This window comes from Natronobacterium texcoconense, from assembly GCF_900104065.1.
GTDB lineage: Archaea > Halobacteriota > Halobacteria > Halobacteriales > Natrialbaceae > Natronobacterium > Natronobacterium texcoconense.
In genome coordinates this window covers 925,966-950,507 of record NZ_FNLC01000001.1, presented here as the reverse complement: position 1 = coordinate 950,507, position 24,542 = coordinate 925,966, and the positions used below count along the sequence as shown (strand labels likewise).

The window sequence follows — 24,542 nt, the reverse complement described above, 5'->3', positions numbered from 1 at the left end:
ACATATAGGCGATCGGGTATATACTTGTCGGCACAGCGAACAGGTGTGAAAGAGGAGGGCACGCTACACCCCATCTACCGCGGGCAACGTCACCACGAACGCCGATCCCTCGCCGGGTTCGGAGTCGACGCGGATCTCGCCGCCGTGACGCTCGACGATCCGTCGACACAGCGCCAGCCCGATTCCAGTTCCCGGCTGCTCTTCCTGACTGTGGAGTCGCTGGAACACCTCGAAGATCCGTTCTTGCTGGTCGAGGTCGATACCGATCCCCTCGTCGCGGACTGTAATTGCCCAGTCGTCGCCAACCCGTTCGGCCGAGACCTGGATCACTGGCGGTTCGTCACCGCTGTAAACGATCGCGTTCGACAACAGGTTCTGGAACAGTCGCCGGAGCTGACCGGCGTCACCGAGCACCCGGGGCAACGACTCGACCGTCACGTCGGCGTCCGCGTCCTCGATCTGTAACGCGAGGTCTTCCCGGATATCTTCGAGAACACACTCGAGATCGACCGGCTCGAGTGGCTTACCGCGACTCTCGACCCGGGAGTATTCGAGCAGGCCGTCGATCATCTCTTTCATGCGCTCGGCGCCGTCGACGGCGTACTCGAGGAACTCCTGTCCATCGTCGTCGAGGTCGTTCTCGTATCGGCGCTCGATCAACTGGAGGTAGCTCGAGACCATCCGCAGGGGCTCCTGGAGGTCGTGGGAGGCGGCGTAGGCGAACTGCTCGAGTCGTTCGTTGGACGCCTCGAGCTGTCGGTGGTAGTCGTGGCGCTCGGTGACGTCCTGGACGACGAGCATGCCCGCGTCGACCGATCCGCCGATCGTGATCGGAAGCGTGTGGGCCGACAGCACCCGGCCGCGATAGTTGACCTCGAACGACCGTTCCTCGCCCTCGAGTGCGGCCCTGAACTGTGGTTCGATCTCCGCGGCGAACTCGTCGGGGTACTGTTCGTAGATCGTCTGGCCGACCGTCACCCCGTCGCCGATTTGGAGTTCGTCGAGGAGTTCGCCGCCCGCGGCCGTATACCGCAACTCGTCGTCGAACAGGGTGACGACGCCGTCGGGGAAGTTCTCGACGAGCGTCCGGTAGCGCTCCTCGCTGGCCTCGAGTCTGCGCCGATTCTCCTTGCGTTCGGTTATATCACGGAAGTACACCGACAGTCCGCTCTCGGAGGGGTACGCCTGGATCTCCATCCAGATGTCGAGAGTCTGCGAGTAGCGTTCCCAGGAGACGGGTTCCTGGCTCGCCATCGCCTCGTGGTATCGCCCCATGAGATCGGACCGGGTTGCACCCGGGAAGACGTCCCAGATGACGTTCCCGACGAGTTCCTCGCTCGAGTGGCCGAGCAACTCCTCGGCGCGCTCGTTGACGTAGGTAAATCGCCAGTCCTCGTCGAGCGCGTAGAAACCGTCCGAAATGCGGCCGAACACCTCGCTCACCTCGGTCTCGAGCAGTTCCTCCACCCGGTCGCGTTCGTATTCGAGCATGCGTTCGTTCCGAATCCGATCGAAAATCGCCTCGAGGGTCGAGGCGGCGAGGTTCGCAAGCGAGAGGTCGCCCTCGTCGAACACGGCCGGTTCCGGCGATCCGGCGAGGAGGACCCCCTGCTCTCCGATTGGGAGACAGATCTCGCTTCGAATCACCGTCTCGGGGTTGAACACGCTAGCGTCGGCCGTGACGTCGTCGTAAATCCGTGACTCGCCGGACTCGAAGACGCGCCAGGCAATCCCCTCACCTTCTGAAAACCTCGGATGGTCGCCGATCAGTTCCTCGGCCGGATCCGACCAGCCCGCCGGTTCGAGTGTCGCCGTCTCCTCGTCGTAGAGGTAGATCGCGTTGATCTCAAGTCCGAGGATATTTCGCACGTGTCGGCTCGCGACGTCCGCGACTGCCTCCCGGGAATCCCGGTCCAGCCACGTACGGATGGCCTCGTTCAGCCGTCGTAACTGGACGAACCGTTCGTGCTGGTCGGTGACGTCGTAGTAGAGTTCGATCCGGCCGCCGGCATAGCGGCCGTGCTCGATCGGCTTGCTCCAGTGCTCGAGCCATCGTTCCTCGCGGTCCTCGTCGGGTGTGACGCGACACTCGAAGCGTTCGACGTAGCTGTTGTCGTCGTAGGTGGCCGTGACGGTCTCGGCGAACGCGTCCGGCTCCGCGACCCGCTCCTGTATCGTCTCCTCGATCAGCCGACGCTTGTCCCGGCCGAGTACGGCCGATCGCTCGAGACCGAAGTACCGTTCGGTCGGCTCGTTGATCCACGCGACGTCGAACGACGCGTCGAGAACGAAGACGCCGACGTCCGCCTCGTCCAGTACCGTCGTCGCGGCTTCGATCGGGGGGATCGATCCCGCTCGCTCGTTAGACTCCGCGAGGTCTCGCACCACGCCGATAGCGCCGTCGACCCCTTCGCCGTCCAGATCCTTCAACCGAAGCGTCGCGGAGATCGGCTCCCCCGCAGCGGTCAGTATCGTGACCTCGAGTGACGCGGCCTCGTTGACTCCCGCTGCCGGCACTTGCTCGAGTCGTTTCGGCTCCGTCAGCAGCGTCGAAACGTGCTCCCCGAGTAACTCCTCGCGGGCGTAGGCCGTCGCCTCGAGAAGGGTATCGTCGACTGCAACGAGTCGGTCGGTTTCGTCTAGCTGGAAGACACCACCGTCGATCGTCTCGACGAGCGTCCGGAACGACTGGAGTACGGTCTCCTCGTCCCCGGCCGTCCAGAATCCCGACTCCGTATCGGACGGCTCCGTCCGTTCGCTCATTGGCCGTATCACGGCTCTCGAGCGGATAAGTCCACCGTCGGACGGCAGTAATTTACAGGAATCGACGAGAATTTACGGAGTTTCGAACTGACGGCCGCCCTATCGCTTCCCGGCCCGCGACTCGACGTGTGGCTCCGGCAGGAGGTCCTCGAGCGGCTGGGCCTCGAGCCACTCGAGCAGGGCTACCAGTTGGTCGGTCGCGGCCTCGAACAGCCGCTTTCCGATCTCGGGCGTCGCTTCTGTCTGGTCGCCGAAGACGCCGTTTGGACTGTTCTCGATGGCGTCGTAGAACGTGGTTGCGCCGTGAACACGCTCGGCGTCGTAGTCGAAGACGACGCCACCGTCGCGAGCGTCCTCGAGGCGGTCCTCGCGGACGAGTTCGCGGGCGATGTGCATGATCATCGCGGTCTCCTTGGGGCCGCCGTGGGGGCCGGGGGTCTCGAAGACCTCGTCGATCAGGTCGGGGATCGACTCGTTCCACATCCACTCGACCGCGTAGGCCGTCCGGTCCTCGTGCAGCCTGCGGCCGACCTCGCGGAGGTGGGCGACGTTGCCACCATGGGCGTTGACGTAGACGATGCGGTCGATTCCGTGGTAGGTGAGGTTCCGCGAGAGGCTCTCGACGTAGTCCCGGAAGACTGGTGCGTCGACCCACAGCGTGCCGTGGAACTGCCGATGGTGGGAACTGACGCCGATCGGGATCGGCGGGGTACAGAGGACGCCGGCCCTGTCGGTCGCTTCGCGTGCGAGCGCCTCGGCGATCATGTGGTCGGTCCCCTCCGGGAGGTGTGGACCGTGTTGTTCAGTCGATCCCAGCGGAACGACGGCGAGTGACTGCTCGGACGTCTCCGCGAGTTCCGGCCAGGTCCGATCTGCCAGGTACATACTCCCATCTCTCGATGAAGCCGCAAAACGTTGTGTGCTCCGATCGCTCGTCGAAGCCGTTCTCGGCCCGGTTCCCGGACCGTTCACCCTGCGAAGACGAAAAAGATAGTAAAGGTTAATAGTCGATGGCGGCCGAGTTATTATATGGCAGTCGTAAGCGTCTCGATGCCCGACGAACTCCTCGAGCGACTCGACCAGTTCGCCGACGAACACGGCTACACCGGCCGCAGCGAGGTCGTCCGCGAGGCCTCCCGGAACCTGCTCGGCGAGTTCGAGGACACCCGACTCGAGGATCGAGAACTGATGGGGATCGTCACGGTCCTGTTCGACTACGAGACCACCAGCGTCGAAGAGCGCATGATGCACCTGCGCCACGAACACGAGGACCTCGTCGCCTCGAACTTCCACAGCCACGTCGGCGACCACTACTGTATGGAACTGTTCGTGCTCGAGGGTGAACTCGAGGACATCTCGACGTTCGTCGGCAAGATCCGCGCGACCCAGGACGCGCTGACGGTCGACTACTCGGTCATCCCGGTCGACGAGTTCGATCCGATCGCACAGGGCCGATAATCCGTTCGTCGAACCCTCGGTAACGTCTGACGCGAGAGCCTAGTTTTACTGCCCTCCTGCCGAAGTAGTGGTATGAGCTATCGAAAGGTCAACTACGAGGACGTCGACCAGGTCTCGAGCGCGATGCACTTCCTGTCGGACCCACTCGAGACCGATCAGGTCGGCGTGACCGTCGCTCGCTGTGACCCGGGCTGGAAGAGCAAACCGCACGACCACACCGACAACGACCACGAGGAGGTCTACGTCCTCATCGAGGGCGAGGCGACGGTCGTCGTCGACGACGAACCCGTCGAGATGGAGACCGGCGACGCGCTCTCGATTCCGCCGGAGTCGACCCGACAGATCCGCAACGGCGACGAAGAGAGCGCGTTCGTCCTCGTCAGCGCACCGAGTATCGCGGACGACGAGGAGGGCGACGAGTGGTTGCTCTCGGGCTTTGCAGGGTGAGGGGAACTGCCGTGAGAGACGGCGGGACGATTTAGTACGTCGACGTCGACCTCGAGCACAGGTGAGTACCGATCTATTCGAAACACCACGCAGTCGCGTCCCTCGTCGTCGCGGCCGCGCTCGCCGTCGTTCTGTCGCCGATTACCGTCCTGGGCTACACCGTGCCGACCGTCGTTCTCGTCGGCTACGGCATTGCAGTCGGCGTCCTGATCGACCTCGATCACTTCCTGATCGCACGCTACAAGACCGGTCGCTGGGACGCGGTCCGATTCTGTCTCCAGAACCCGACCGCCGCCGTCGCGGACCAGAGTCGAATCTTCGGCCGGGGCGACGTCGGCGTCCTCTCGAGGCTGTTGAGCCACCTCCTGATCGCTGGCGTCTTCGTTGCCTTCCTCGCCGTCGCGAGCGTCTCCCTCGCGATCCTTACCGGTGTCGTTCTCTACGTCCATCTCGTCAGCGACGTCGCCTGGGACATTCATCGACTCGACCGACAGATCGACGCGTCCGCCGACGAAGAGGAACTAATCCAGTTGCTCCGGTGACGTCGATTCGTACATCGAAGAGTCAACTCGAGTGTCCCGATTCTCACGGCTTTCAATGACGGCCCCGACTATTTTCGGCTGGACGTGGTCCGAGAGGTATGGAGCCACTCGACGACAGCATCGTCCCGGAGAACGCACACGAGATAAAGGCCGAAGCCCGCGAATTCGCCGACGAGCACATCCGTCCGAACGCCGAGGAGTATTTCAGTTCGGGTGAGTACCCCCACGAGATCCTCGAAGCCGGCCAGGAGGCGAACCTCGTCGCCCAGGACATCCCCGAGAAATGGGGCGGCCGCGGGCTCGACCTCCCCCAGTTGCTCGCAATCACCGAAGAGTTCTACCGGGCCGACGCCGGTATCGCGCTGACGCTGCAACTCGCGAGTTTCGGCTGTGAGATCACCTACGAGTACGGCAGCGACGAGCAGTGCGAGGAGTACCTCCGGCCGGTCGCAGAGGGCGACCAGCTCTCGGGACTGGCCGTCTCGGAACCCGACACCGGAAGCGACCTCGCGGGGATGCAAACGCGCGCCGAAAAGGAGGGAGACGAGTGGGTCATCAACGGCGAGAAGTACTGGATCGGCAACGGCGTCGAGGCCGACTGGATCACCCTCTACGCCCGCACGGGCGACGACGAGGAGAACCGGTACGGCAACCACTCGATGTTCATCGTCCCGACCGACGCCGACGGCTACGAGGCCGAACACATCCCCGAGAAGATGGCGATGCGCGCCTCGAAGCAGGCCCACGTCGAGTTCGACGACTGCCGGATCCCCGAGGAGAACCTGATCGGCACCGAGGGCGCGGGGTTCTGGATGCTCGCGGAGTTTTTCAACCACGGCCGAGTCGTCGTCGCCGGCCACGGACTCGGCATCGCCGCGGCCGCCCTCGAGGAAGCCTGGGAGTTCACCCACGACCGCGAGGAGTTCGGCCGGACGATAAACGAGTTCCAGGCCGTCCAGCACGGTCTCGCCGATATGTTACTCGAGTTCGAGAGCGCTCGAGCGCTGGCCTGGCGTGCCTGCGAGAAAGTTCAGGAGGGCGAGAACGCCGGCTACTGGGCTGCGATGGCGAAGACGAAGGCGACCGAGACTGCCGTCGGCGTCTCCGAGCAAGGGATGCAGTTCCACGGTGGCCGCTCCGTTCTCGACGAGCGACGGATCGCTCGCACCTATCGCGACGCCCGCATTCCGGTCATCTACGAAGGGGCAAACGAGATCCAGCGGAACCTGATCTACGGGCAGGCGCCGTAGCACGTGTCGGGCGTGCTGAGACGGATTGCTGTAGCGATTTGCGGATGCAACCGCGAACAGTCCTGCGGTTGCATCGACGATGACTGACAGCGGTCCGTACGATACGTCGCTCGCTGGATTCCATCGACCGGTTTCACGGCTTTATCCATCGACCGCCACAAGAGTTAGCCCAATAGTTTTCGTACTTCTCCGCGTACGAGTAACATGGGCGTTGATAACGCACGCCACTATCCTAGCGACTCGCCAACCGGTGATATCGCGTATCTCGCACGGTCCGAACACCGCATCCCGGCGCTCGTCGCACTGACGGAACGGCCCCGGAGTCGCTCCGAGCTCTGCGAGTTGACTGGCGTCTCCTCGTCGACGATGCGTCGGACGCTGGACGAGTTCGATGATCGTGTCTGGATCCGCAAGGACGGCTACCAGTATCTGGCGACTCGGCTGGGAGAGGCTATCGCGGCCGGAATGGAGGACCTGATCGAACGGGTCGAGACCGAGCGCAAGTTGCGTGACGTCTGGGACTGGCTCCCCGACGAGATCAGCGAGCTTTCGACCGAGGCGTGGGCGGATCTAACCGTAACCACTGCCGAGCCCGATGCTCCGTATCGTCCGGTGAACCGATTCGAGTCGCTTCTCCGGACGACGACCACGTTACGATTTCTTCGACCAGAGGTCGCGCTGATGGAGCCCTGTCTCGACCTCCTGTATCGACTGATCGACGACGGCGTGGACGTCACGTTGATCGACCGGCCGAACTGCCATACGTACTTTCTCTCGACGTACCCGGATCGCAGTTCGGAGATGCTGCAACAGGACAATTTCACGGTTCTGGAGCACGACAAACTGCCACAGTACGGAACCGGTCTCCTCGACGAGCGCGTCGCTATCAGCTGTTACGAGCAGGACAGCGGCACGGTTCAGGCAGTGATCGATACCGACGTACCGGTGGTCCGCGAGTGGGCGGAGTCGGTATACGAGAGCTACACGTCCGACGCTCGGCCGGTCGACCCACAACAGATCGTCGAGTAGTACGGACTGCTGTCAGTCACCGACGGCGCAACCGCAGAACGAGTCGCAGTTCTCCGGAAAATCGGTACAGCAGACCGGACGAGTCCACGAGAAGGGAGTTCGGTGTATCGACTGGAAACCGTCGATTCGGTTGCAGGGGGTGCAAGATCGGCAGTGACTGCCGAAACGTCACAAAATAGCTACAACACTGTCGGATTCGTAGCTTCTTTCGCCGGGAAGTGATACGAGAATGACTAACGATCAACAAACTGCACACGGTATCGACCTCGAAACGCTCGAGGGGTTCGCCGAACATGCAGCGAACGAGCCAGAAGCGGTCCAGTTTGGCCTCGGAGCGTCCGCAACCTACGAGGGGACGGCCGCACACAGCCTGGCAAAGATCGACAGCTACGACCTCGGTGGCGAGACGATCAGTCGCGAAACCCGCGAGTACACGCTTCTATACGGCGGCTGGAAGGAAGTACTGGACGCTGGCGGATGGATCGGCGCGACAGACCGGATGGAACCGATCGAAGTCGCGCTGTCGGCCCTCGCTGCCTGTATCAACGTCGGTATCAGCATCAACGCCGCCGCCAACAACGTCGAGATCGACGACCTCCGAACGCGCGTCCGGACTGATTTCGATCCGGCGGTGCTGTTCAGTCTCGAAGGGCTCGAAGCGTCCGACTCGGTCTTCGAGAATCTGACTGCCGAAATCGAGATCGACGGTGCGGACCTCGACGAAGAACTGATCGACGAGTGGGCGCGCCGAGCACCCGTCTACACACTCCTCTCGTTCGATCAAGACGTCGAAATGACCATCAATACGCCCGCTCAGGTGACGGGCGACGACTAACCGGTGAGTTCGATGAACGAATCACTCGACACGGAGAAACTCGAACACGAGGTCAAGTCGATGTATCGCGACGTCGCAGAAACCGCCGACGCGGAGTTTCACTTCGAGACCGGTCGGAAACTCGCCGAACGCCTCGGCTACGACCCCGACGACCTGTACTACGTTCCGGACGCGGCGATCGAGTCGTTCGCGGGCGTCGGCTATCCCTTCGAACTGGCGAGCCTCGAACCGCGCGAGACGGTGCTCGACCTCGGGAGCGGATCGGGGATGGACGCGTTCGTCGCGGGCCTGCACGTAACCGAGACCGGAACGGTCACCGGCGTGGACATGACTCCAGAACAGGTCGAGAAGGCCAGAACCCTCGCGGCGGAGAACGGATTTCACAACGTCGAGTTCCGCCAGGGATACATCGAAGACCTCCCGTTCGAAGACGAATCGTTCGACGTCGTGATCTCGAACGGCGTGATCAACCTCTCCGCCGAGAAAGAGCGAGTCTTCGAGGAGGCCGCTCGAGTGCTGCGTCCCGGAGGCCGACTCGCCGTTTCGGATATCATCAGCGCCGAACAGTTGCCGGAGAGCATCAAGAGCGATGCGGACCTGTGGGCGGCCTGCATCGGTGGTGCCGAACAGGTCGATCGCTACACCGACATGGTCGAGACGGCCAGCTTCGACGTCTCCATGGTCCAGGAAAACACAGACTACGAGTTCACCTCCGAGCGAGCGGCGAACGCCTGTCAGAAGTACGGCGTGAAAAGCATCTCGCTAAGTGCCCGAAAACGCGACTGAAAGGGAACAAAACGGGAAATTGAGCGACTGTCCGATCCTCGGTCGAGTCGCTTACTTGCCTTCGAACTCCGGCTCCCTTCCGAAAGACTCGCTGCGCTCGTCTTTCGACGCTCGCCTCACTTCCCCTCGAAGTTCGGCTCGCCGTCACCCATGAAGGCCGTGATACCCTCCATGAGGTCGTCGGTCGCCATCAGGTGACCGAACGCGGAAGCCTCGTACTCGAGGCCGGCGTCGGTGTCGTCGCGGCCGGCGAGGAAGGCGCGCTTGGTGAACTTCTGGGCGATCGGCGGGCCGCCGGCGAGGTCGGTCGCCAGTTCGAGCGCGCGGTCCTCGAGGTCGTCGTTGTCGACGATTTCGTTGACGAAGCCGTAGTCTGCCATCGTCTCGGCCTCGTAGCGCTCCGCGGTGAGGATGATCTCCTTCGCGCGGCCTTCACCGACGATGTGCTTGAGTCGCTGGGTGCCGCCCCAGCCCGGAATCAGGCCGAGGTCGAGTTCGGGCTGGCCGAACTCCGACCGCTCGCTGGCGACGCGCATGTCCGCACAGGTCGCCAGTTCCATCCCGCCACCGAGACAGTAGCCGTCGATCCCGGCGACGACGGGCATCTCACAGGACTCGAGTTCGCCGAAGGCCTGCTGGCCCGCACGGGAGAGCTCCTGGCCCTCGATCGGGTCGGCGCCGCTGCCGGCCATGCTCTGGACGTCAGCGCCAGCGGAGAAGGCCTTGTCGCCCTCGCCGGTGACGAGGATCGAGCGAATCTCGTCGTCCTCCTCGAGCAGGTCGACCGCAGCCGAGAGCTCCTCGAGCAGTTCGTCGCTGATGGTGTTCATGCGGTGTGGGCGGTCGAGGACGATGTGGCCCACCATGTCACCGGGGTACTCGATGCGGATTGCCTCGAAGTCGACGCCGTCGTCGCCTTCGTCGCTCTCGTAGAAGCCACCCTCGTCGGCGCGTTCCGCGAGGAAGTCGGCGGGCTCGTAGCGCTCGTGGCCCGTCTCCTCGTAGGCCTCCTCGAGCACGGAGAGCAAGTCGTCGAGGCCGTACTCGTCGACCTGCTTGACGGGACCGTCGGGGAAGCCGGCACCGAGCTGGACGGCCTCGTCGATCGATTCGGGCGGGGCGACATCGCCGCCGATCAGCTTGGCGACCTCGTTTGCCATCGAAGCCAGCAGACGCTCCTCGACGAGTTCGGACTGCTCGTCGGTCGGGATGTCGACGCCCTCGCCGTCCTCGTAGTCGTAGAAGCCCTTGCCGGTCTTCTTGCCGAGTTCCTCGTTCTCGACTTTCTCCTCGAGCAGGGGCGCGGGCTCGTAGGCGTCGCCGAGTACCTCGTGCATGTACTCGAGGACGTGGTAGCTGACGTCGTTGCCGACCTGGTCACCGAGTTCGAAGCTCCCCATCGGCAGTCCCATGCCGTACTTCGTGGTCGAGTCGACCTCGGCGATGGTCGCCTCGTCCTCGGAGACGAGCCAGGAGGCCTCGTTCATCAGGGGAACGAGGATGCGGTTGACGATGAAACCGGGCGCGTCCTTGTGGACGCGAACCGGCGACTTGCCGAAGTCATCGGCGAGATCCTCGATCACGTCGAGGGTCTCCTCGGCGCTTTCGGCACCGGAGATGACCTCGACGAGCGGCATCCGGACCGGCGGGTTAAAGAAGTGCATACCACAGAACTGCTCGGGGCGGTCCGTGACGTCCGCGAGTTCCGTGATCGAGAGGCTCGAAGTGTTCGTCGCGAAGATGGCGCGGTCGGGGGCGTGCTCCTCGACGTCGCCGTAGACGTCCTTCTTGATCTCCATCTTCTCGGGGACGGCCTCGATGATGACGTCGGCGTCCGAGACCGCTTCCTCCATGTCGACCAGCGGCGTGACGCGCTCGAGAGCGGCGTCAGCTTCGTCCTCGCTGAGCTGGTCGTTTTCGGCGAGTTTGCCCAGCGACCACTCGATCTGGTCGTAGCCGTCCTGGACGAACTCCTCTTTGATGTCGCGCATGTTCACGTCGTAGCCAGCCATCGCGGCGACTTCCGCGATACCGTGGCCCATGTTTCCAGCACCGAGAACTGCGACGGTGTTGATGTCTTCGAGCTCCATGGGCAAACATGCGATGGGCACCGGTTTGAACGTTTCCCTATTTCGTAAACCAAACTACAATTCAGTTTATATCTGGTTACAAAGGTCTTTATCGATCGCTCGGTAAGTAATGTCTATGGAATTCGGACTCACCGAAGAACAGCAACAGATTCGCGAAGAAGTACAGCGATTCGCGGAGAACGAAATCGTCCCCGTCGCCGGCGAGTACGACGAGGAAGAGAAATATCCCCACGACGTCATCGACAAGGCCGCCGAGATGGGTCTGACCGGGTCGTACATCCCGATGGAGTACGGCGGTGCTGGCTACTCGATCCTCGACACCGCGATCATCACCGAGGAACTGTTCTCCTACGACCCCGGTATCGCGCTGTCGATCGTCTCCACCTCCTTCGGCTGTGAGGCGATCATGAACTTCGGTACCGAAGACCAGAAGGAACGCTTCCTCGAGCCCGTCGCACTGGGCGAGAAGATCTCGGGTGCCGCGATCTCCGAACCCGACACCGGCTCGGACGTCTCCTCGGTCTCGACGCGCGCCGAGAAAGACGGCGACGAGTGGGTGCTCAACGGCAACAAGATGTGGATCACCAACGGCACCGTCGCCGACTTCCTCGTCGTCCTCGCAAAGACCAACCCCGACGCCGAGGGCCGCTACAACGGCTTCAGCCAGATCGTCGTCGAAACCGACCGCGACGGCGTCAAAACCGAGAAGATCACCGGCAAACTGGGTATCCGCTCGTCCGACACCGCCGAGGTCATCTTCGACAACGTCCGCGTCCCCGAGGAGAACCTCGTCGGAACCAAAGACGCCGCGTTCATGCAGCAGATGCAGTTCTTCGACGAAACCCGAACCGCCGTCGCCGCACAGGGCGTCGGTATCGCGAAAGGTGCCACGCGCGCCGCCCTCGAGTACGCACAGGACCGCGAACAGTTCGGCCAGTCGATCTCGGAGTTCCAGGCCATCCAGCACAAGCTCGCGGAGATGGCGACCGACACCGAGGCCGCCCGCAACCTGACGTACAAGGCCGCCTGGAACGTCGACCAGGGCGAAGACATCACCAAGCTCGCGTCGATGGCCAAAGAGTACGCCTCCCGCGTCGCCGTCGACGTCGCCAACGAAGCCGTCCAGATCCACGGCGGCGCCGGCTACGTCGACGACTTCCCCGTCGAACGGTTCTACCGCGACGCCAAGATCACCCAGATCTACGAGGGCACCAGCGAGATCCAGAAGAACGTCATCGCCCGCGAAATGCTCGGTAAGGGCTTCTAACAAACTTTTGCTCTGCGTGTGGTCGCAAAGCGACCACACTCGGCAAAACTTTGATGAAAAGCACTCCTCCTTCCCCTCCAGCCGCGTGAACGCGGCTTCCGGGTCAGTCGTCGGCCCGCTCACGGCTTCGCCGTTCGCGGTTCCGAGGCGGCGTTACCGCCTCGCTTCGCTCACTCCTTACAGTCGCTCGCGGTGACTTCTCGGCGAATAGCCTGCCCTTCCCCGGGTCGCGCACCCTCACTTTCGTTCGGATGCGCTCCCGGCCAATTTTCTGTGACGCTCGGGTTCAACTCCTTCAACTGTCACTGTCCGAGTCGGTGTCACCATCGTTACCGTCGCTATCCGAATCAGTGTCTCCGTCATCAAAATCGCTGTCCGAATCTGTGTCACCATCGCCAGCATCACTGTCGGTGTCGCCGTTGCCGACAGCCGTGTCCGGTATCGTCCTCGAGTGATCTCTTTCCCTCGAGCCATCGTCCGTCGACTCGAGCGGATCGGATTCGGTATCCTGATCGGCCTGCGTCGACTGGTGTTCGTCCTCGAGAGACGAGCGCTCACCAATACGGACGTACAGCACGACGGGCGGCAGGACGTAACAGGCGATCGCGACCACCGCGAACCAGGGGTCGACGAAGACGAGAATGCCGAAGATTGCGAGTGCAGCGGTCGCTGCCGTGTGGACGGCCGTGTTCGTGTAGCTCCGGTAGAACGACCACAGGCCGCGGAGCCACCGGACGACTTCCGGGCGTGCCATCGCTACCGTGTACGAGGCCGAGCGAAAACCATCTGTCGCCCCACCAGTCCACTCGAGAGACAACCATCTATCCTGTGGCTACTGGTCGAGGTACCGGATACTGGCAGCGTCCCGATCCTGGCCCGTTCGAACGATGAGAACTGGCGAAGCCGCGATCCCGGGACGGGCAGAGTCGACTAGTAGCGCACGAGGTCCAGCAGCCACTCCGCCCACGACCTGCTCGGGGCGTCTGCGGGTGGTGACGGCGAATCGACGCCGTACTCGTACTCGGTGACGATACGGTAGTGGATTCGCTGCTCGAGTTCGTGGTCGTCCTCCCCGCGAATGCGGTCAGCGTCCTCCTGAGTGACGACGCGGTCCTCTTCGACCGTCGTGATGTATCCGCTGTCCTCGTCGATGTGCACGCGGACAGCGCTCTCGTCGTGGATCTCGACGTGTCGTTCTAGTGGGGACATCCGCACTGCGTCGTAGTAGTCGTCGGGATCGGTCAGTTCGAGGACGACGGCACCGTCGGCACGGTCGGTGACCTCCCACGGCTGGCGCGGGTCGTGGAACTGGTAGACCACGTCGTCGTAGTTCTCTTCGTAGGTGATGCCGTCGTCGGCCGCTTCGCGAACCGGATCGGTGTATAGCGGTCCGTCGACAACGATACCCGCGTCGTCGGCGTACAGCGTCGCCTCGCCGGTGGTGTCCAGGCCCGCTCCCAGGAGCAACTCCATGAGCTCCCAGAAGGAGCCACCTGGAGGCCCGACGTGGACGAGGGTGTCGTCGACGTTCCGCTCGTGGTCGGTCCGGTAGTCAACGCGGACCTGGCGCGTCTCGTGGTGAACCGTCAGTTCCTGGTCGAGTACGACGCCGTCGTCGGGGAGCGTCGATTCAGGGTCAGCGGGAAGTTCGTGGGTCGAGTTCGTCGTCTCTACGTCGCGGACAGTCGTGGTACGCTCGGCGGTGAATTCCGTCGTGTGGAATCGCTGGGCCGCGTCGACAACCATCGCCTCGGGATCGCCGTCAGTGTCGACAGCGGGTTCGCCGCGGTCGAGCATCACGCGCTGATCCGCGAGTCGCACACCCACGATGGCGACGCCGACGAGCAAGACCAGTACGACGGCGACGAGGACGAGACGACGACGGTCGAGACCGCGTTCCGTCACGGCTCCACCTCGAGTTGTGCGAGTGAGATCGTCCTGCCGTCCACGTAGTCGACGGTGAGGCGGTACTGACCGGCGTCCTCGGCGTCGACGGCGAACGAGTCCCCATCGTCGACGAGGGACTCGTCTCCTTCGGCGTCTCCGGCGTCGATCCACACGTGTCGCTGTTCGCCGGGCGATTCCACGTACACCGTGTCGACGACGGTCGGACGAAAACCGGTGGCCTGCTCGACGGTGAACGTGACGACGTCCGTGTCGTGGTCTGCGCTGGCGATCGCTTTCACCTCCGGTGCGTCGGGACGGCGATCTGGCGCTCGCTGGACAGCATTGCAGCCAGCGAGGACAGCTGGCAGGGTTGCGAGGAACGCTCGACGATTCATTTAACGACCATTCCAAGATAAAATATAAACAGTTTGTGGACTGAACGATAACGAAAGCCGCCACTGCACTGCTCGTCGTCCACGTCGCCCCGCCGCGACGCCGGGAGCGTTTTGTCTCGCCGAACCGTACGACGAGTCAATGAGAGAATTCGTCTTCGCCCTCGAGTACGAAGCCGGGACGAATCCCGTCGCGGACGTACTCGCGGCGTATCCCGATGCTTCGATCCGGTCGCTGTCGTGTCACGTCACGGAAGACAGTCTCTGGCGTGTCGACCACGCTGAGGGGCCCGACGAGGCGCTCGCGGAACTCGAGCACGCCTACGAGGACGCCGATTTCTTCGCGGACTGTCTTGTCAAGGACGATTGCGGTGCCGAGTGTGAGGTCCAGATACTCGACCGGTCGAACGGGACGCTCGTGGTCTACACCTACTGGGATCGGACCGACGTCTGCACGTCGGTTCCACACGTCGCGCTCGAGGAACTCGGCGAAGGTTTGCTGTTCGAGACTTATCGCGAGGGTCGCCGTTACCGGTGGCGGATCGTCCTCGGAAACGACGCGCCGATTCACGACTTCTTCGATGGACTGGGCGACGAGGTCGGCGACTGTACTGGGATGGAGATGCTTCGACTGACGGAACTCGATCCCGAACGTACCACCCCGGACGTAGAGCAGTCGCTTCCGGACGAACAGCGCGAGGCACTGCACGCGGCCGTCGAACGCGGCTACTACGAGACGCCCCGAAAGGTCGAACTCTCGGAACTGGCCGAGGAACTCGGAATTCCCCGGTCGACGCTCTCCTACCGACTCCGACGCGCCGAGGCCGAACTCGCGACGGCGTTTGCCGCGACCGACGACTCGCTCGAGCAACTGGCGCGACTCTAGCGCGGACCGACACCTCGTTTGGCGTGCGCCAAACAACCGGTATGGTTCCGCGGTGACTACCGGAGAGTGATGAGCGAGTCGCCTTCCGAATCGCCGGACTCGAGTCGCCAACTCGAGCTTCTGGTACCCGATATGGATTGTCCGTCCTGTGCTGGCAAGGTACGAAAGAGCGTCGAGACGCTCGAGGGCATCGGCGAGATAGAGCCGCGGGTAACGAGCGGTCGGCTGATCGTCGAGTACGATTCGACGGTCACAGCCCCCGAGGAGATCCGCGAGCGCGTTCGAGCCGCGGGCTACGGGATCGAGGACGCGAGCGGCGAACTTACGCTGTCGGTCCCCGAGATGGACTGTCCCTCCTGTGCCGGCAAGGTCGAGAACGCGCTCGGCGACCTCGAGGGCGTCGCCGGGATCGAGACTCGGCCGACGTCCGGTCGCGTGACGGTAGCGGTTGCCGACGGAACCGACGCGGAGACGGTCGTCGAGGCCATCGAAAGCGCAGGCTACGAGGCGACGCCGCTGTCGGACGACACCGACCCGCTCTCCGAGAAACAAGCCGTCTGGCGGAGTCGCCGGGCTATCGGTACTGCGGTCGGTGCCGTCCTCGTGACGGTCGGGATGGCCCTCGCGTTCGTCGTCCCCGAATCCAACCCGCTGGTGGGAACGATCGTGGGCCGGGAGTACGCACTCTCGCATCTCCTCTTTATCGCGGCAGTCGCGGTCGCCGGGACGCCGATCCTGCGCAACGGCTACTACTCGGCGCGAAACCGGAGCCTCGACATCGACTTCCTGATGAGCGTCGGCATCGTCGCCTCCGTCGCGGCTCACCACCCCTTCGAGGGGGCGTTGCTCGCCGTGCTGTTCTCGGTCGCGGAACTGCTCGAGCGGTTCTCGATGGACCGCGCCCGCGATTCCCTCCGGGAATTGATGGACCTCTCGCCGGACACCGCGACCGTCAAGCGCGAGGACGGCAGCGAGGAAACGATCCCTGCGGACGATCTCTCGATCGGTGACACCGTCGTCGTCCGACCGGGGGAGAAGATTCCCGCCGACGGCGCCGTCCGCGAGGGCCAGAGTGCAGTCGACCAGTCGCCGATCACGGGCGAGAGCGTCCCCGAGGACAAGAGTGACGGCGACGAGGTCTACGCCGGAACGATTTCCGAGTCGGGCTATCTCGAGGTCGAGGTCGAACGCGCGGCCGACGACTCGACGCTCGCCCGGATCATCCGAATGGTCGAGGACGCCGAGCGCGAGAAGACCGAGCGAGAGCAGTTCATCGATCGCTTCGCGAGCGTCTACACGCCGATCGTGGTCGTGATCGCGGTCGCGGCCGCAGTCGTCCCTCCGCTTGCCTTCGGTGCGTCCTGGAGCTACTGGTTCGTCGTCGGCCTGACGCTGCTCGTGATCTCATGTCCCTGTGCGCTGGTCATCTCGACGCCGGTCAGCGTCGTCTCGGGGATCACGAGCGCCGCACGCAACGGCGTCCTGATCAAGGGCGGCAAACACCTCGAGGCGGTCGGCGACAGCGACGTCCTCGCGGTGGACAAGACGGGAACGCTGACCGAGGGCGACCTCTCGGTGACCGACGTGATCCCGCTCGAGGGCGCAGACGAGGAAGACGTCCTCCAGCGCGCGAGTGCCGCGGAGCGACGGAGCGAACACCCGATCGGCCAGGCCATCGTCGGTTATGCCGACGAGCAGGAGGTCGATTTCGACCTCGAGGTCTCGGAGTTCGAGGCGCTCGCGGGTAAGGGCGTCCGGGCGGAGATCGACGGCGAGACCCACTACGTCGGCAAGCCGGACCTGTTCGAGGGACTCGCGGACCTCGAGCACGTCCACGCGACGACCGACGGCGGGACTGGCCTCGAGTCGATGGGGTACGAGACCTCGTCGAAGTGCGACCGGCCGGGCTGTCTCGACGTGCTCGCGGAGGTCGTCCCGAAACTCGAGGCCGAGGGGAAGACGGTCGTGATCGTCGGCACTGCGGACCGACTGCTGGGCGTCGTCGGCGTCGCGGACCGCGTCCGACCCGAGGCGAAGTGGGCTGTCTCGGAACTGCAAGACCAGGGCGTCCGCGTCGTGATGCTCACCGGCGACAACGAGGGAACCGCGCGAGCGATCGCGAACGAGGTCGGAATCAACGAGTACCACGCCGAACTGCTCCCCGAGGAGAAACTCGAGTGGATCGATCGACTCGAGGAAGAGTACGGAGAGGGTGACGAGCCAGCCCACGTCGCCATGGTCGGCGACGGTATCAACGACGCGCCCGCCCTCGCGACTGCCACTGTCGGCGTCGCGATGGGGGCTGCGGGGACCGACACGGCACTCGAGACGGCGGACGTGGCGTTGATAGGCGACGACCTCACCCGCCTTCCGTACCTCTACGAACTCTCGGGGAAGGCAAACGGCGTCATCCGGCAGAACATCTGGTCGAGCCTCGCGGTGAAGGCGGTGCTCGCCGCGGGCGCGCCGTTCGGCATCGTCACGGTGATCCACGCGGTCGTCATCGGCGACATGGGAATGAGTCTCGGCGTGACGGGTAACGCGATGCGACTCGCGAACGTCGAACCGGAGACGCCCGAACTCGAGAGCCGGGATCGATAATCAGTGCATCGCGTCCCCGCCGTCGGGACTGAGCGTCTGCCCCGTGTAGTAATCGCCGCCGTCCCCGGCGAGCAGCACCGCCGTCGGCACGACGTCGTCGACGGTCCCGATCCGATCGAGCGGCACCTCCGCCTTCTTGTTCTCGCGCCACTCCTCGGTCGTATCGTCGAGCATGTCCGTCTCGATGGGGCCCGGCGCGATGGCGTTGACCTGTATATCGGGCGCGACCTCTCGAGCGAGCGCACGGGTGAACGCGATGACGCCGCCTTTGGCAGCCGAGTAGTGGGTGAGCTCTTCGGCCCCCTTGATTCCCAGTTGCGACGCGACGTTGATAATGCGGCCACTCCCCCGCTCGAGCATCCCCTCGATAGCGAACCGCGTCACCAGGAATGTTCCACGGAGATCGACCGAGATCGTCCTGTCCCAGGTCTCGACGTCCATCTCGTCGATCGTCGCCGGTTCCAGGATGCCCGCGTTGTTCACGAGTACGTCGACGCCGCCGAACTCCGCCGTGGTCCGCTCGACGAGTTGCCGGGCCTCGTCCTCGTCGCTCACGTCCGCCTGGACGGCGATCGCAGTCCCGCCGTCGTCCTCAATCGTCTCGACCGTCTCCTCGGCCGCTTCTTCGTCCGAGTGGTAGTTCACCACCACGTCGGCACCCTCGCGGGCGAACGCCTCCGCGATTCCTCGTCCGATACTTTTCGATGCGCCGGTAACTAGTGCCGATCTGTCCTCGAGAGAGCCCATACCTGCTCTATCCGGTCGAATGCCCGTCAAGGCCCAGCCGGCGATGTCAGCGTCTCACCGGGAGGAAAAGCGCCTTCGGAGGGGATCGAGACCCGGCTGGCCGTCGCGCCACCACAGCCTATAACACACGACCACCTCCCCCCCCAACACCTCAATAAATGGATACTAGTGGGGCGCTAAACTAGACAATGTCTATTAGCTCTTACAGATTGTGAAGCCAGAATAAATTATAAACAACTACTAAATAGAACCACATATTACAAAATTCGAATAGTTCCATAGATTTATTATTATTAGAATGGTTGGATAATTTGCATGCATGACGATCGCAATCTTGGAAAGTCAAGCTCGATGAATGGTTCTATCGACAGCGGTCGCCGAACGTTTCTACGCACAGCAGGCATAGCCGCTGCAGTGCCACTATTGGGAAGCGCTTCGGTCAGCGGCACAGACGACGATTATGATCCGCTGGACGACGATTTTGCCCCAAAGGATTACGAGACGTTCTCCGTGGAAGATGATTTTGATCCGTTGGAGTTTGGTATTAACGAACGACACTGGGAGGGTGAAATCAGCGGTACGAATCCCGGCGATGGCTCCGTAACTATTCGCCGGACACTATTCTTGAACGAAGTCTACGAAGGGCGGTCGCGTAACATCTTCGAATTTGGGCTTTCATCCTTTGGCCTAGCCCTTCGAGACGATTTCAACGAATCGGACCTCCCCAACGGAATTCACCCTATGAACATCTTTGGTCGCGACCACGAGTTGGGCGTTACGTCTACTGATATCGACGTTAGCAACGTCACCACGAACGCGCCGCGAATCGGTGCAGAGATGGGCGAGGACGTCCTCGAGGATAACATACCGAACGTTGATGACGACGAGTGGACGACGGATCTAGAGGACCTGGAAGAAGCCGATATAGATGTTGGAAATAACGACCTTCCGTTAGTGCTAGGCGGCGCGAGTATCGTCTTCGGCCTCGCCGCTGCGGCACCGCCAGTCGGAGCGGGCGCCGCAGCTATCTTGACGGGAACGAGCGCCGCTCTGGGAGTTGGAGGAATGGCAGCATCCCTCGGGGACGAATATGATACCGAAAATCAGACGAGTGACGAATGGACGTACGAGCTTAAGGAGACTTCAGGGACATTGGTTACGGAATGCGGAGCATTCATGCACAACGTCCTCGTCCGAGTTCCGGTTGACCATGGCGAGAACGCATCAGTCACCTTCTACTCTCACATTCAGAACTCAGGGGGCCGCCCCGTGCCGTACGACCAACCACACAGCTGGATCGGTGACGCAGGCGATGATGACGAATGGACTATTCTTATCCCAGGTTATGGCAATGCAAGCGAAGCTCGGTCCGATCCCCCAAGCATTCCGGACATTCCCAGCGATCCGCCGAGTTGCGGACCGAACGAACCCTGTCCCACTTCTGAAGATGACGGAGCAGACAAAAGTTAGCTAAAGAACCTTTTCTGACGATTAGATCTGGTGAGACCAGAATCGAATTTATTAATTCAGTTACCGTAAAAGCAAGCATATGACCGAGATATCGATCGAATTAGCTGTGTTGTTCGTTCTCGGCCTCTTGAGTATCGTCGCGTACCTCCGCTATCCCAGCGTCGTGACTATCGCTGTGATTATCGCAGTTATCGGTGGGTACGTCACCTTTTTGAACCTAAAAGCGGCGTTTTGAGTACGGGCACTCGAGTTTGACCCTCTTTGGAACAACTGGGTGTTGAATAAGTTTGGCCAGCAATTCCTCCGGGACGAACTCGAGCCCGACGGTCTACAGTGAAGACAAAGAAATCGAGGACCCGCCAAAAACGCTATATTAGTCCTTTCTCGCGGGCGGTCTCCCGCAGCGACTCGAGGTCGAGTTCGCCGCTCATGTGCTGGTTTTCGAGAGTGGATAGTGCGGCGTCGAGTGAGACGTCGACCTCGTACTCGTAGTAGATGCCGCCGGCGCGCCCCTCGTTCCGTCTCGATCGATCAAGGATGCCGAGCATGGATAGTTCGGCGAGGTGGTTGTGGAACGCTCGACCGCCGAGCGGGTCGGTGTCTGTCGCCTGCGAAAGATCCTGGTACTGCTCGTAGATCATCTGTTTCCGAAGTGGGACCTCCCTTGGGTTGGCGACCGTCGACGCCACCACCGCCAGCAACGTAAGATGGCCGTGGGACGTGAGTTCCTTCATCGATTCCTCGATCCGCTGTTTCTCGAGTAGCTGCTTCGCCTCGCGGACGTGATCCTCAGTGACCATTGCGTCGTTCCGGCGGCGGGCGAGGTCGCCGGCCTTGAGGAGGAAATCGAGACCCGGCCGGCCGTCGCGCCACCATAGCGCGATTCCGCCGACGAAGATCACTGCCTCGAGCCACAGCGTCGTCGCCTCGAGTCCCAGGCTGGGAACCGTTCCAAGCGGTTTGACGCCGGAGTACTCCGGCATGTAGGTGATCGGCCACAGGAGAAAGCCGAGTTCGTGGTAGTCACCGGCCAGAACGTGCCAGGGGATGTCAGTCGCGACGTGCGAGCCGTAGCCAATCGCGAACGCGACGCCGAGTCGCTCCTGGCCGCGGCGTCGGGCGACGAGCCACGCGAGGGCGACGACGGGGACAGCGAACAGCAGGGAGTGACCGATCGTTCGACCGACGGGCGTGATTCCGGCGTGGTACAGTGGCTTATCCAGCAGGTCGGGAATCGCCGCGGCGACGATCGCCACCGCTGCCGGGGTCGACGCTGGCGGTTCGCCGTCCGTCCAGCGTGCATAGGCCGCATAACAGAGATAGCCGACGACCAGATGGACCACCGGCTGCATGGTCGTCCGTACGGGCGACAACACCGTAAATTCCCGGACGGAACTGGTGCCAGTAGGACGCTCATTACGGCCATATTCGGCCGATCGACGTGGTTTGGGACGGGACGTATACGCGCTCGCAACCTACGTAATCGTGATGACAGAACGCCCCTCCACCGAACCGAAAATCCGCCAGTTCGGTGCGGACGCCGGCACCGAAAACCGAATCGAACACGACGAGCGCGCCGTCGACCGCGAGAGTCTCGAGTACGACGTCGTCACCACGCCGGTACTCGTGATCGGCGCGGGCGCGGCAGGTGCCCGCGTCGCCATCGAACTCGCCGAGTCGGGCCTCGAGCCACTGGTGATCGGAAAACGCGGCCACGGCGACGCACACACGACGTGGGCCGCAGGCGGAGTTAACGCCGCGCTCGGCTCGCTCGACGACGAGGACGACTGGACTATCCACGCCGCGGACACGCTGAACGAGGGCCACCACCTGAACGACCCTGCAGCCGTCGAACTCACGACGAAACACATGCCCGACCGCATCCGCGAACTCGAGGAGTGGGGCACGCCGTTCGACCGCACTGACGACGGGAAGATCAACCAGCGGTATTTCGGCGCACAGTCCTACCGGCGGACGTGTTTCGTCGGCGACCGGACGGGCGAGGCCATGCTCGAGACGCTGATCGAGCGAGCGCAGGAACTCGAGGTTTCCTACCGCGAGAACGTCATGATCACGCGCTTGCTCTCGGACGGCGAGCGCGTCTCGGGTGCCGTCGGGTTCGACATGGAGTCCGGTCAGGGGCTCCTCTTTCGGTCGAACCACGTCGTCCTCGCGGCCGGCGGGTTCTCCGCCGTTTTCGATCGTCACTCCTCGCGAGACGACGAGAACAACGGCGACGCACAGGCGCTGGCGCTCGAGGCCGGCGCGGGCCTGCTGGACCTCGAGTTCGTCCAGTTCCACCCGACGGGGATGGTCGGCGAACGCTACGGCGAGGAGTGGGATGGCCGACTCGTCACCGAGGCGGTCCGCGGTGAGGGCGGTCAGCTGTACAACACCGACGACGAACGGTTCATGGAGCAGTACTCGCCCGACCAGATGGAACTCGACGCCCGGGACGTCGTCGCACGAGCGATCGCCCGCGAGATCGAGGAGGGACGTGGCACCGAGAACGGCGGCGTCTACCTCGATATCTCCCACCGCGACCCGAACTACGTCCGCGATCGGCTCCCACGGATGGTCGAACGCTTCGAGTCGCTGGGCGTCGACATCACCGAGGAACCGATCGAGGTCGCACCGACGGCCCACTACACGATGGGCGGCGTCGACGTCGACTTCCGCACGGGCGAGACCGGCGTCGACGGGCTGTACGCCGTCGGTGAGACCGTCGCGGGCGTCCACGGCGCGAACCGGCTGGGCGGCAACTCGCTGGCCGAGACCGTCGCGATCGGGAAACTCGTCGGCAAACACGTCGCGGACGTTCTCGAGGACGACGACACCGATCCAGACGTAACCGACGACCAGCGGGTCGTCGCCGAACGCGAGTTCCAGGCGCTCGAGTCGCTGGCTGGCGCAGACGGCGACGTAGGCCCGACGGAACTGCTCGCGGACCTCCGCGAGTTGCTGTGGAACCACGCCGGCATCCTCCGGAACGAGGACGAGCTTCGAGAGGGGCTCGCGAAACTCGACGCGCTCCGGGCGCGGACGGCCGACCTGGACGTCGACGACGACCGTACATCGAAATCCTTCGAGTACGCCGTCGACCTCTCGTTCAGCCTCACCGTCGCCGAGACGATGCTCCGGATGGCCCTCGAGCGAACCGAGTCCCGCGGCGCACACCACCGGACCGACTACCCCGAGATCGACGAGGAGTGGCGGGTCAACCTCGTCGTCTCGGTCGAAGACGGCGAACTTTCGATCCGACGGCGTGGAGTCGGCGAACCTAGCCCGCCCGTGCAGGACGCGCTCGAGGAGGGGTACGAACTGGATTACCACCATCTCGAGTGAGTCGGAAGCAGTTGCGACCGGGACGCATATGCCTACCCGGTCCTGTATAACCGAGACGGTAATGTTAGAAGAGGCCCATCCCGTTCTTCGAGAGGATCCCGTGATGGCGGAACTCGTCGACCGCCACGACCCGTACGTCGAACCGGACTGGAACGAGTACGAGCGACTCTGTATCTCGATCATCAACCAGCAGCTATCGACCGCGAGCGCGACGGCCGTCCGCGAACGCGTGTTCGACCTCCTCGACGGCGAGGTGACGCCCGAACGGATTCTGGCCGCCGACGACGCCGCGCTCCGCGACGCCGGCCTCTCCCGGAGCAAAATCGAGTACCTACGAAACGCCGCTCGAGCGTTCCAGGAGAGTGACTACTCTCGAGCAGGACTGGCCGACTACTCCAACGACGAGGTGGTCGACCACCTCACCGAGATCAAGGGTATCGGGGAGTGGACGGCTCGCATGTACCTCCTTTTCGTCCTCGAGCGCCCCGACGTGCTCCCGCTAGGTGATCTCGCGGTCCGTCGCGGCATCGAACAGCTGTACGCCGACGGCGAGGAGTTGACGCGAGCGGAGATGCGCGAGATCGGCGACCGGTGGCGGCCGTATCGGTCGGTCGCGACGAGATACATCTGGGCCGAGTACGAGTCGGACTCCTGACGGAGACGCGATATATCCTCGAAGGCGTGCTGATTCGCTGGAAAAGACGGACTCCAGCGACCGCTCGTTCGACTGGCTGGAGCCCGAAGTGG

22 protein-coding genes are annotated in these 24,542 nt (G+C 63.1%); 14 read left to right on the top strand and 8 right to left on the bottom strand.

Annotation, left to right across the window (positions count from 1 at the left end):
* Nucleotides 1-63: 63 nt before the first annotated feature.
* Nucleotides 64-2,763 (bottom strand): PAS domain-containing protein, encoded by a 2,700-nt coding sequence (locus BLR35_RS04830; protein WP_090378147.1) that lies wholly within the window; start codon nucleotides 2,761-2,763, stop codon nucleotides 64-66.
* A gap of 99 nt (nucleotides 2,764-2,862) precedes the next feature.
* Entirely contained in the window at nucleotides 2,863-3,648 is a 786-nt protein-coding gene (locus BLR35_RS04825) for a creatininase family protein (protein ID WP_090378144.1), read from the bottom strand.
* A 144-nt stretch (nucleotides 3,649-3,792) separates the two neighbouring features.
* Here BLR35_RS04825 and nikR point away from each other — a divergent pair, with 144 nt between their 5' ends.
* From nikR to BLR35_RS04790, 7 genes are all read left to right on the top strand, one after another.
* Complete coding sequence (nikR, locus tag BLR35_RS04820; protein ID WP_090378140.1) at nucleotides 3,793-4,221, top strand: nickel-responsive transcriptional regulator NikR; 429 nt, start codon at nucleotides 3,793-3,795, stop codon at nucleotides 4,219-4,221.
* 72 nt (nucleotides 4,222-4,293) lie between these two features.
* Entirely contained in the window at nucleotides 4,294-4,668 is a 375-nt protein-coding gene (locus tag BLR35_RS04815; protein ID WP_090378137.1) for a cupin domain-containing protein, read from the top strand.
* A 161-nt stretch (nucleotides 4,669-4,829) separates the two neighbouring features.
* Nucleotides 4,830-5,210 carry a hypothetical protein gene (locus BLR35_RS04810; RefSeq protein ID WP_244510185.1) on the top strand — a complete coding sequence of 127 codons (381 nt, stop codon included), beginning with the start codon at nucleotides 4,830-4,832 and terminating at the stop codon, nucleotides 5,208-5,210.
* Between the two features lie 98 nt (nucleotides 5,211-5,308).
* Nucleotides 5,309-6,460 (top strand): acyl-CoA dehydrogenase family protein, encoded by a 1,152-nt coding sequence (locus BLR35_RS04805; protein WP_090378131.1) that lies wholly within the window; start codon nucleotides 5,309-5,311, stop codon nucleotides 6,458-6,460.
* A gap of 204 nt (nucleotides 6,461-6,664) precedes the next feature.
* The gene (locus BLR35_RS04800; RefSeq protein WP_170830964.1) at nucleotides 6,665-7,489 is read left to right on the top strand and encodes a helix-turn-helix transcriptional regulator; all 825 of its coding nucleotides are present in this window, start codon (nucleotides 6,665-6,667) and stop codon (nucleotides 7,487-7,489) included.
* A gap of 229 nt (nucleotides 7,490-7,718) precedes the next feature.
* Complete coding sequence (locus BLR35_RS04795; RefSeq protein ID WP_090378128.1) at nucleotides 7,719-8,324, top strand: OsmC family protein; 606 nt, start codon at nucleotides 7,719-7,721, stop codon at nucleotides 8,322-8,324.
* 12 nt (nucleotides 8,325-8,336) lie between these two features.
* Nucleotides 8,337-9,110: a methyltransferase domain-containing protein gene (locus BLR35_RS04790; protein WP_090378125.1), complete on the top strand. Its 774-nt coding sequence runs from the start codon at nucleotides 8,337-8,339 to the stop codon at nucleotides 9,108-9,110.
* A gap of 116 nt (nucleotides 9,111-9,226) precedes the next feature.
* Here the strand turns inward: BLR35_RS04790 and BLR35_RS04785 are convergent, their stop codons facing one another.
* Entirely contained in the window at nucleotides 9,227-11,200 is a 1,974-nt protein-coding gene (locus tag BLR35_RS04785; protein ID WP_090378122.1) for a 3-hydroxyacyl-CoA dehydrogenase/enoyl-CoA hydratase family protein, read from the bottom strand.
* A 115-nt stretch (nucleotides 11,201-11,315) separates the two neighbouring features.
* Here BLR35_RS04785 and BLR35_RS04780 point away from each other — a divergent pair, with 115 nt between their 5' ends.
* The gene (locus BLR35_RS04780; RefSeq protein ID WP_090378119.1) at nucleotides 11,316-12,467 is read left to right on the top strand and encodes an acyl-CoA dehydrogenase family protein; all 1,152 of its coding nucleotides are present in this window, start codon (nucleotides 11,316-11,318) and stop codon (nucleotides 12,465-12,467) included.
* Nucleotides 12,468-12,762: 295 nt separating this feature from the next.
* Here the strand turns inward: BLR35_RS04780 and BLR35_RS04775 are convergent, their stop codons facing one another.
* The 3 genes from BLR35_RS04775 to BLR35_RS04765 form a co-directional block, all read right to left on the bottom strand.
* Complete coding sequence (locus tag BLR35_RS04775) at nucleotides 12,763-13,221, bottom strand: hypothetical protein (protein ID WP_090378117.1); 459 nt, start codon at nucleotides 13,219-13,221, stop codon at nucleotides 12,763-12,765.
* 176 nt (nucleotides 13,222-13,397) lie between these two features.
* Entirely contained in the window at nucleotides 13,398-14,372 is a 975-nt protein-coding gene (locus tag BLR35_RS04770) for a hypothetical protein (RefSeq protein ID WP_090378114.1), read from the bottom strand.
* Nucleotides 14,369-14,749: a hypothetical protein gene (locus BLR35_RS04765; RefSeq protein WP_139169241.1), complete on the bottom strand. Its 381-nt coding sequence runs from the start codon at nucleotides 14,747-14,749 to the stop codon at nucleotides 14,369-14,371. Before BLR35_RS04765 ends, BLR35_RS04770 begins: the two co-directional genes overlap by 4 nt.
* A gap of 139 nt (nucleotides 14,750-14,888) precedes the next feature.
* Between BLR35_RS04765 and BLR35_RS04760 the strand changes: the two genes are divergently transcribed.
* Both BLR35_RS04760 and BLR35_RS04755 read left to right on the top strand, forming a co-directional pair.
* Nucleotides 14,889-15,632 carry a helix-turn-helix domain-containing protein gene (locus BLR35_RS04760; RefSeq protein ID WP_090378108.1) on the top strand — a complete coding sequence of 248 codons (744 nt, stop codon included), beginning with the start codon at nucleotides 14,889-14,891 and terminating at the stop codon, nucleotides 15,630-15,632.
* A 69-nt stretch (nucleotides 15,633-15,701) separates the two neighbouring features.
* A complete protein-coding gene (locus tag BLR35_RS04755) occupies nucleotides 15,702-18,233 on the top strand; it encodes a heavy metal translocating P-type ATPase (RefSeq protein WP_090378105.1) in 2,532 nt (843 codons plus the stop codon).
* Here BLR35_RS04755 and BLR35_RS04750 read toward each other — a convergent pair whose 3' ends face one another.
* Nucleotides 18,234-18,980 (bottom strand): 3-oxoacyl-ACP reductase family protein, encoded by a 747-nt coding sequence (locus BLR35_RS04750; RefSeq protein ID WP_090378102.1) that lies wholly within the window; start codon nucleotides 18,978-18,980, stop codon nucleotides 18,234-18,236.
* A gap of 315 nt (nucleotides 18,981-19,295) precedes the next feature.
* On the opposite strand from BLR35_RS04750, the gene BLR35_RS04745 reads away from it, so the two are divergent.
* Both BLR35_RS04745 and BLR35_RS20545 read left to right on the top strand, forming a co-directional pair.
* Nucleotides 19,296-20,450 (top strand): hypothetical protein, encoded by a 1,155-nt coding sequence (locus tag BLR35_RS04745; RefSeq protein ID WP_139169240.1) that lies wholly within the window; start codon nucleotides 19,296-19,298, stop codon nucleotides 20,448-20,450.
* Between the two features lie 79 nt (nucleotides 20,451-20,529).
* Nucleotides 20,530-20,685, top strand: a complete 156-nt coding sequence (locus BLR35_RS20545; protein WP_170830963.1) for a hypothetical protein — start codon at nucleotides 20,530-20,532, stop codon at nucleotides 20,683-20,685.
* Between the two features lie 133 nt (nucleotides 20,686-20,818).
* Here the strand turns inward: BLR35_RS20545 and BLR35_RS21225 are convergent, their stop codons facing one another.
* A complete protein-coding gene (locus BLR35_RS21225) occupies nucleotides 20,819-21,802 on the bottom strand; it encodes a metal-dependent hydrolase (protein ID WP_090378096.1) in 984 nt (327 codons plus the stop codon).
* 136 nt (nucleotides 21,803-21,938) lie between these two features.
* On the opposite strand from BLR35_RS21225, the gene BLR35_RS04735 reads away from it, so the two are divergent.
* Together BLR35_RS04735 and BLR35_RS04730 are read left to right on the top strand one after the other, a co-directional pair.
* A complete protein-coding gene (locus BLR35_RS04735) occupies nucleotides 21,939-23,795 on the top strand; it encodes an L-aspartate oxidase (protein WP_090379676.1) in 1,857 nt (618 codons plus the stop codon).
* Between the two features lie 61 nt (nucleotides 23,796-23,856).
* A complete protein-coding gene (locus BLR35_RS04730) occupies nucleotides 23,857-24,450 on the top strand; it encodes a DNA-3-methyladenine glycosylase family protein (RefSeq protein WP_090378093.1) in 594 nt (197 codons plus the stop codon).
* Nucleotides 24,451-24,542: the final 92 nt, after the last annotated feature.

Coding starts and splice junctions, on each gene's coding strand:
- BLR35_RS04830 (WP_090378147.1), bottom strand. CDS start 2,763: ATGAGCGAACGGACGGAGCCGTCCGATACGGAGTCGGGATTCTGGACG.
- BLR35_RS04825 (WP_090378144.1), bottom strand. CDS start 3,648: ATGTACCTGGCAGATCGGACCTGGCCGGAACTCGCGGAGACGTCCGAG.
- nikR (WP_090378140.1), top strand. CDS start 3,793: ATGGCAGTCGTAAGCGTCTCGATGCCCGACGAACTCCTCGAGCGACTC.
- BLR35_RS04815 (WP_090378137.1), top strand. CDS start 4,294: ATGAGCTATCGAAAGGTCAACTACGAGGACGTCGACCAGGTCTCGAGC.
- BLR35_RS04805 (WP_090378131.1), top strand. CDS start 5,309: ATGGAGCCACTCGACGACAGCATCGTCCCGGAGAACGCACACGAGATA.
- BLR35_RS04800 (WP_170830964.1), top strand. CDS start 6,665: ATGGGCGTTGATAACGCACGCCACTATCCTAGCGACTCGCCAACCGGT.
- BLR35_RS04795 (WP_090378128.1), top strand. CDS start 7,719: ATGACTAACGATCAACAAACTGCACACGGTATCGACCTCGAAACGCTC.
- BLR35_RS04790 (WP_090378125.1), top strand. CDS start 8,337: ATGAACGAATCACTCGACACGGAGAAACTCGAACACGAGGTCAAGTCG.
- BLR35_RS04785 (WP_090378122.1), bottom strand. CDS start 11,200: ATGGAGCTCGAAGACATCAACACCGTCGCAGTTCTCGGTGCTGGAAAC.
- BLR35_RS04780 (WP_090378119.1), top strand. CDS start 11,316: ATGGAATTCGGACTCACCGAAGAACAGCAACAGATTCGCGAAGAAGTA.
- BLR35_RS04775 (WP_090378117.1), bottom strand. CDS start 13,221: ATGGCACGCCCGGAAGTCGTCCGGTGGCTCCGCGGCCTGTGGTCGTTC.
- BLR35_RS04765 (WP_139169241.1), bottom strand. CDS start 14,749: ATGAATCGTCGAGCGTTCCTCGCAACCCTGCCAGCTGTCCTCGCTGGC.
- BLR35_RS04760 (WP_090378108.1), top strand. CDS start 14,889: ATGAGAGAATTCGTCTTCGCCCTCGAGTACGAAGCCGGGACGAATCCC.
- BLR35_RS04755 (WP_090378105.1), top strand. CDS start 15,702: ATGAGCGAGTCGCCTTCCGAATCGCCGGACTCGAGTCGCCAACTCGAG.
- BLR35_RS04750 (WP_090378102.1), bottom strand. CDS start 18,980: ATGGGCTCTCTCGAGGACAGATCGGCACTAGTTACCGGCGCATCGAAA.
- BLR35_RS04745 (WP_139169240.1), top strand. CDS start 19,296: ATGCATGACGATCGCAATCTTGGAAAGTCAAGCTCGATGAATGGTTCT.
- BLR35_RS20545 (WP_170830963.1), top strand. CDS start 20,530: ATGACCGAGATATCGATCGAATTAGCTGTGTTGTTCGTTCTCGGCCTC.
- BLR35_RS21225 (WP_090378096.1), bottom strand. CDS start 21,802: ATGCAGCCGGTGGTCCATCTGGTCGTCGGCTATCTCTGTTATGCGGCC.
- BLR35_RS04735 (WP_090379676.1), top strand. CDS start 21,939: ATGACAGAACGCCCCTCCACCGAACCGAAAATCCGCCAGTTCGGTGCG.
- BLR35_RS04730 (WP_090378093.1), top strand. CDS start 23,857: ATGTTAGAAGAGGCCCATCCCGTTCTTCGAGAGGATCCCGTGATGGCG.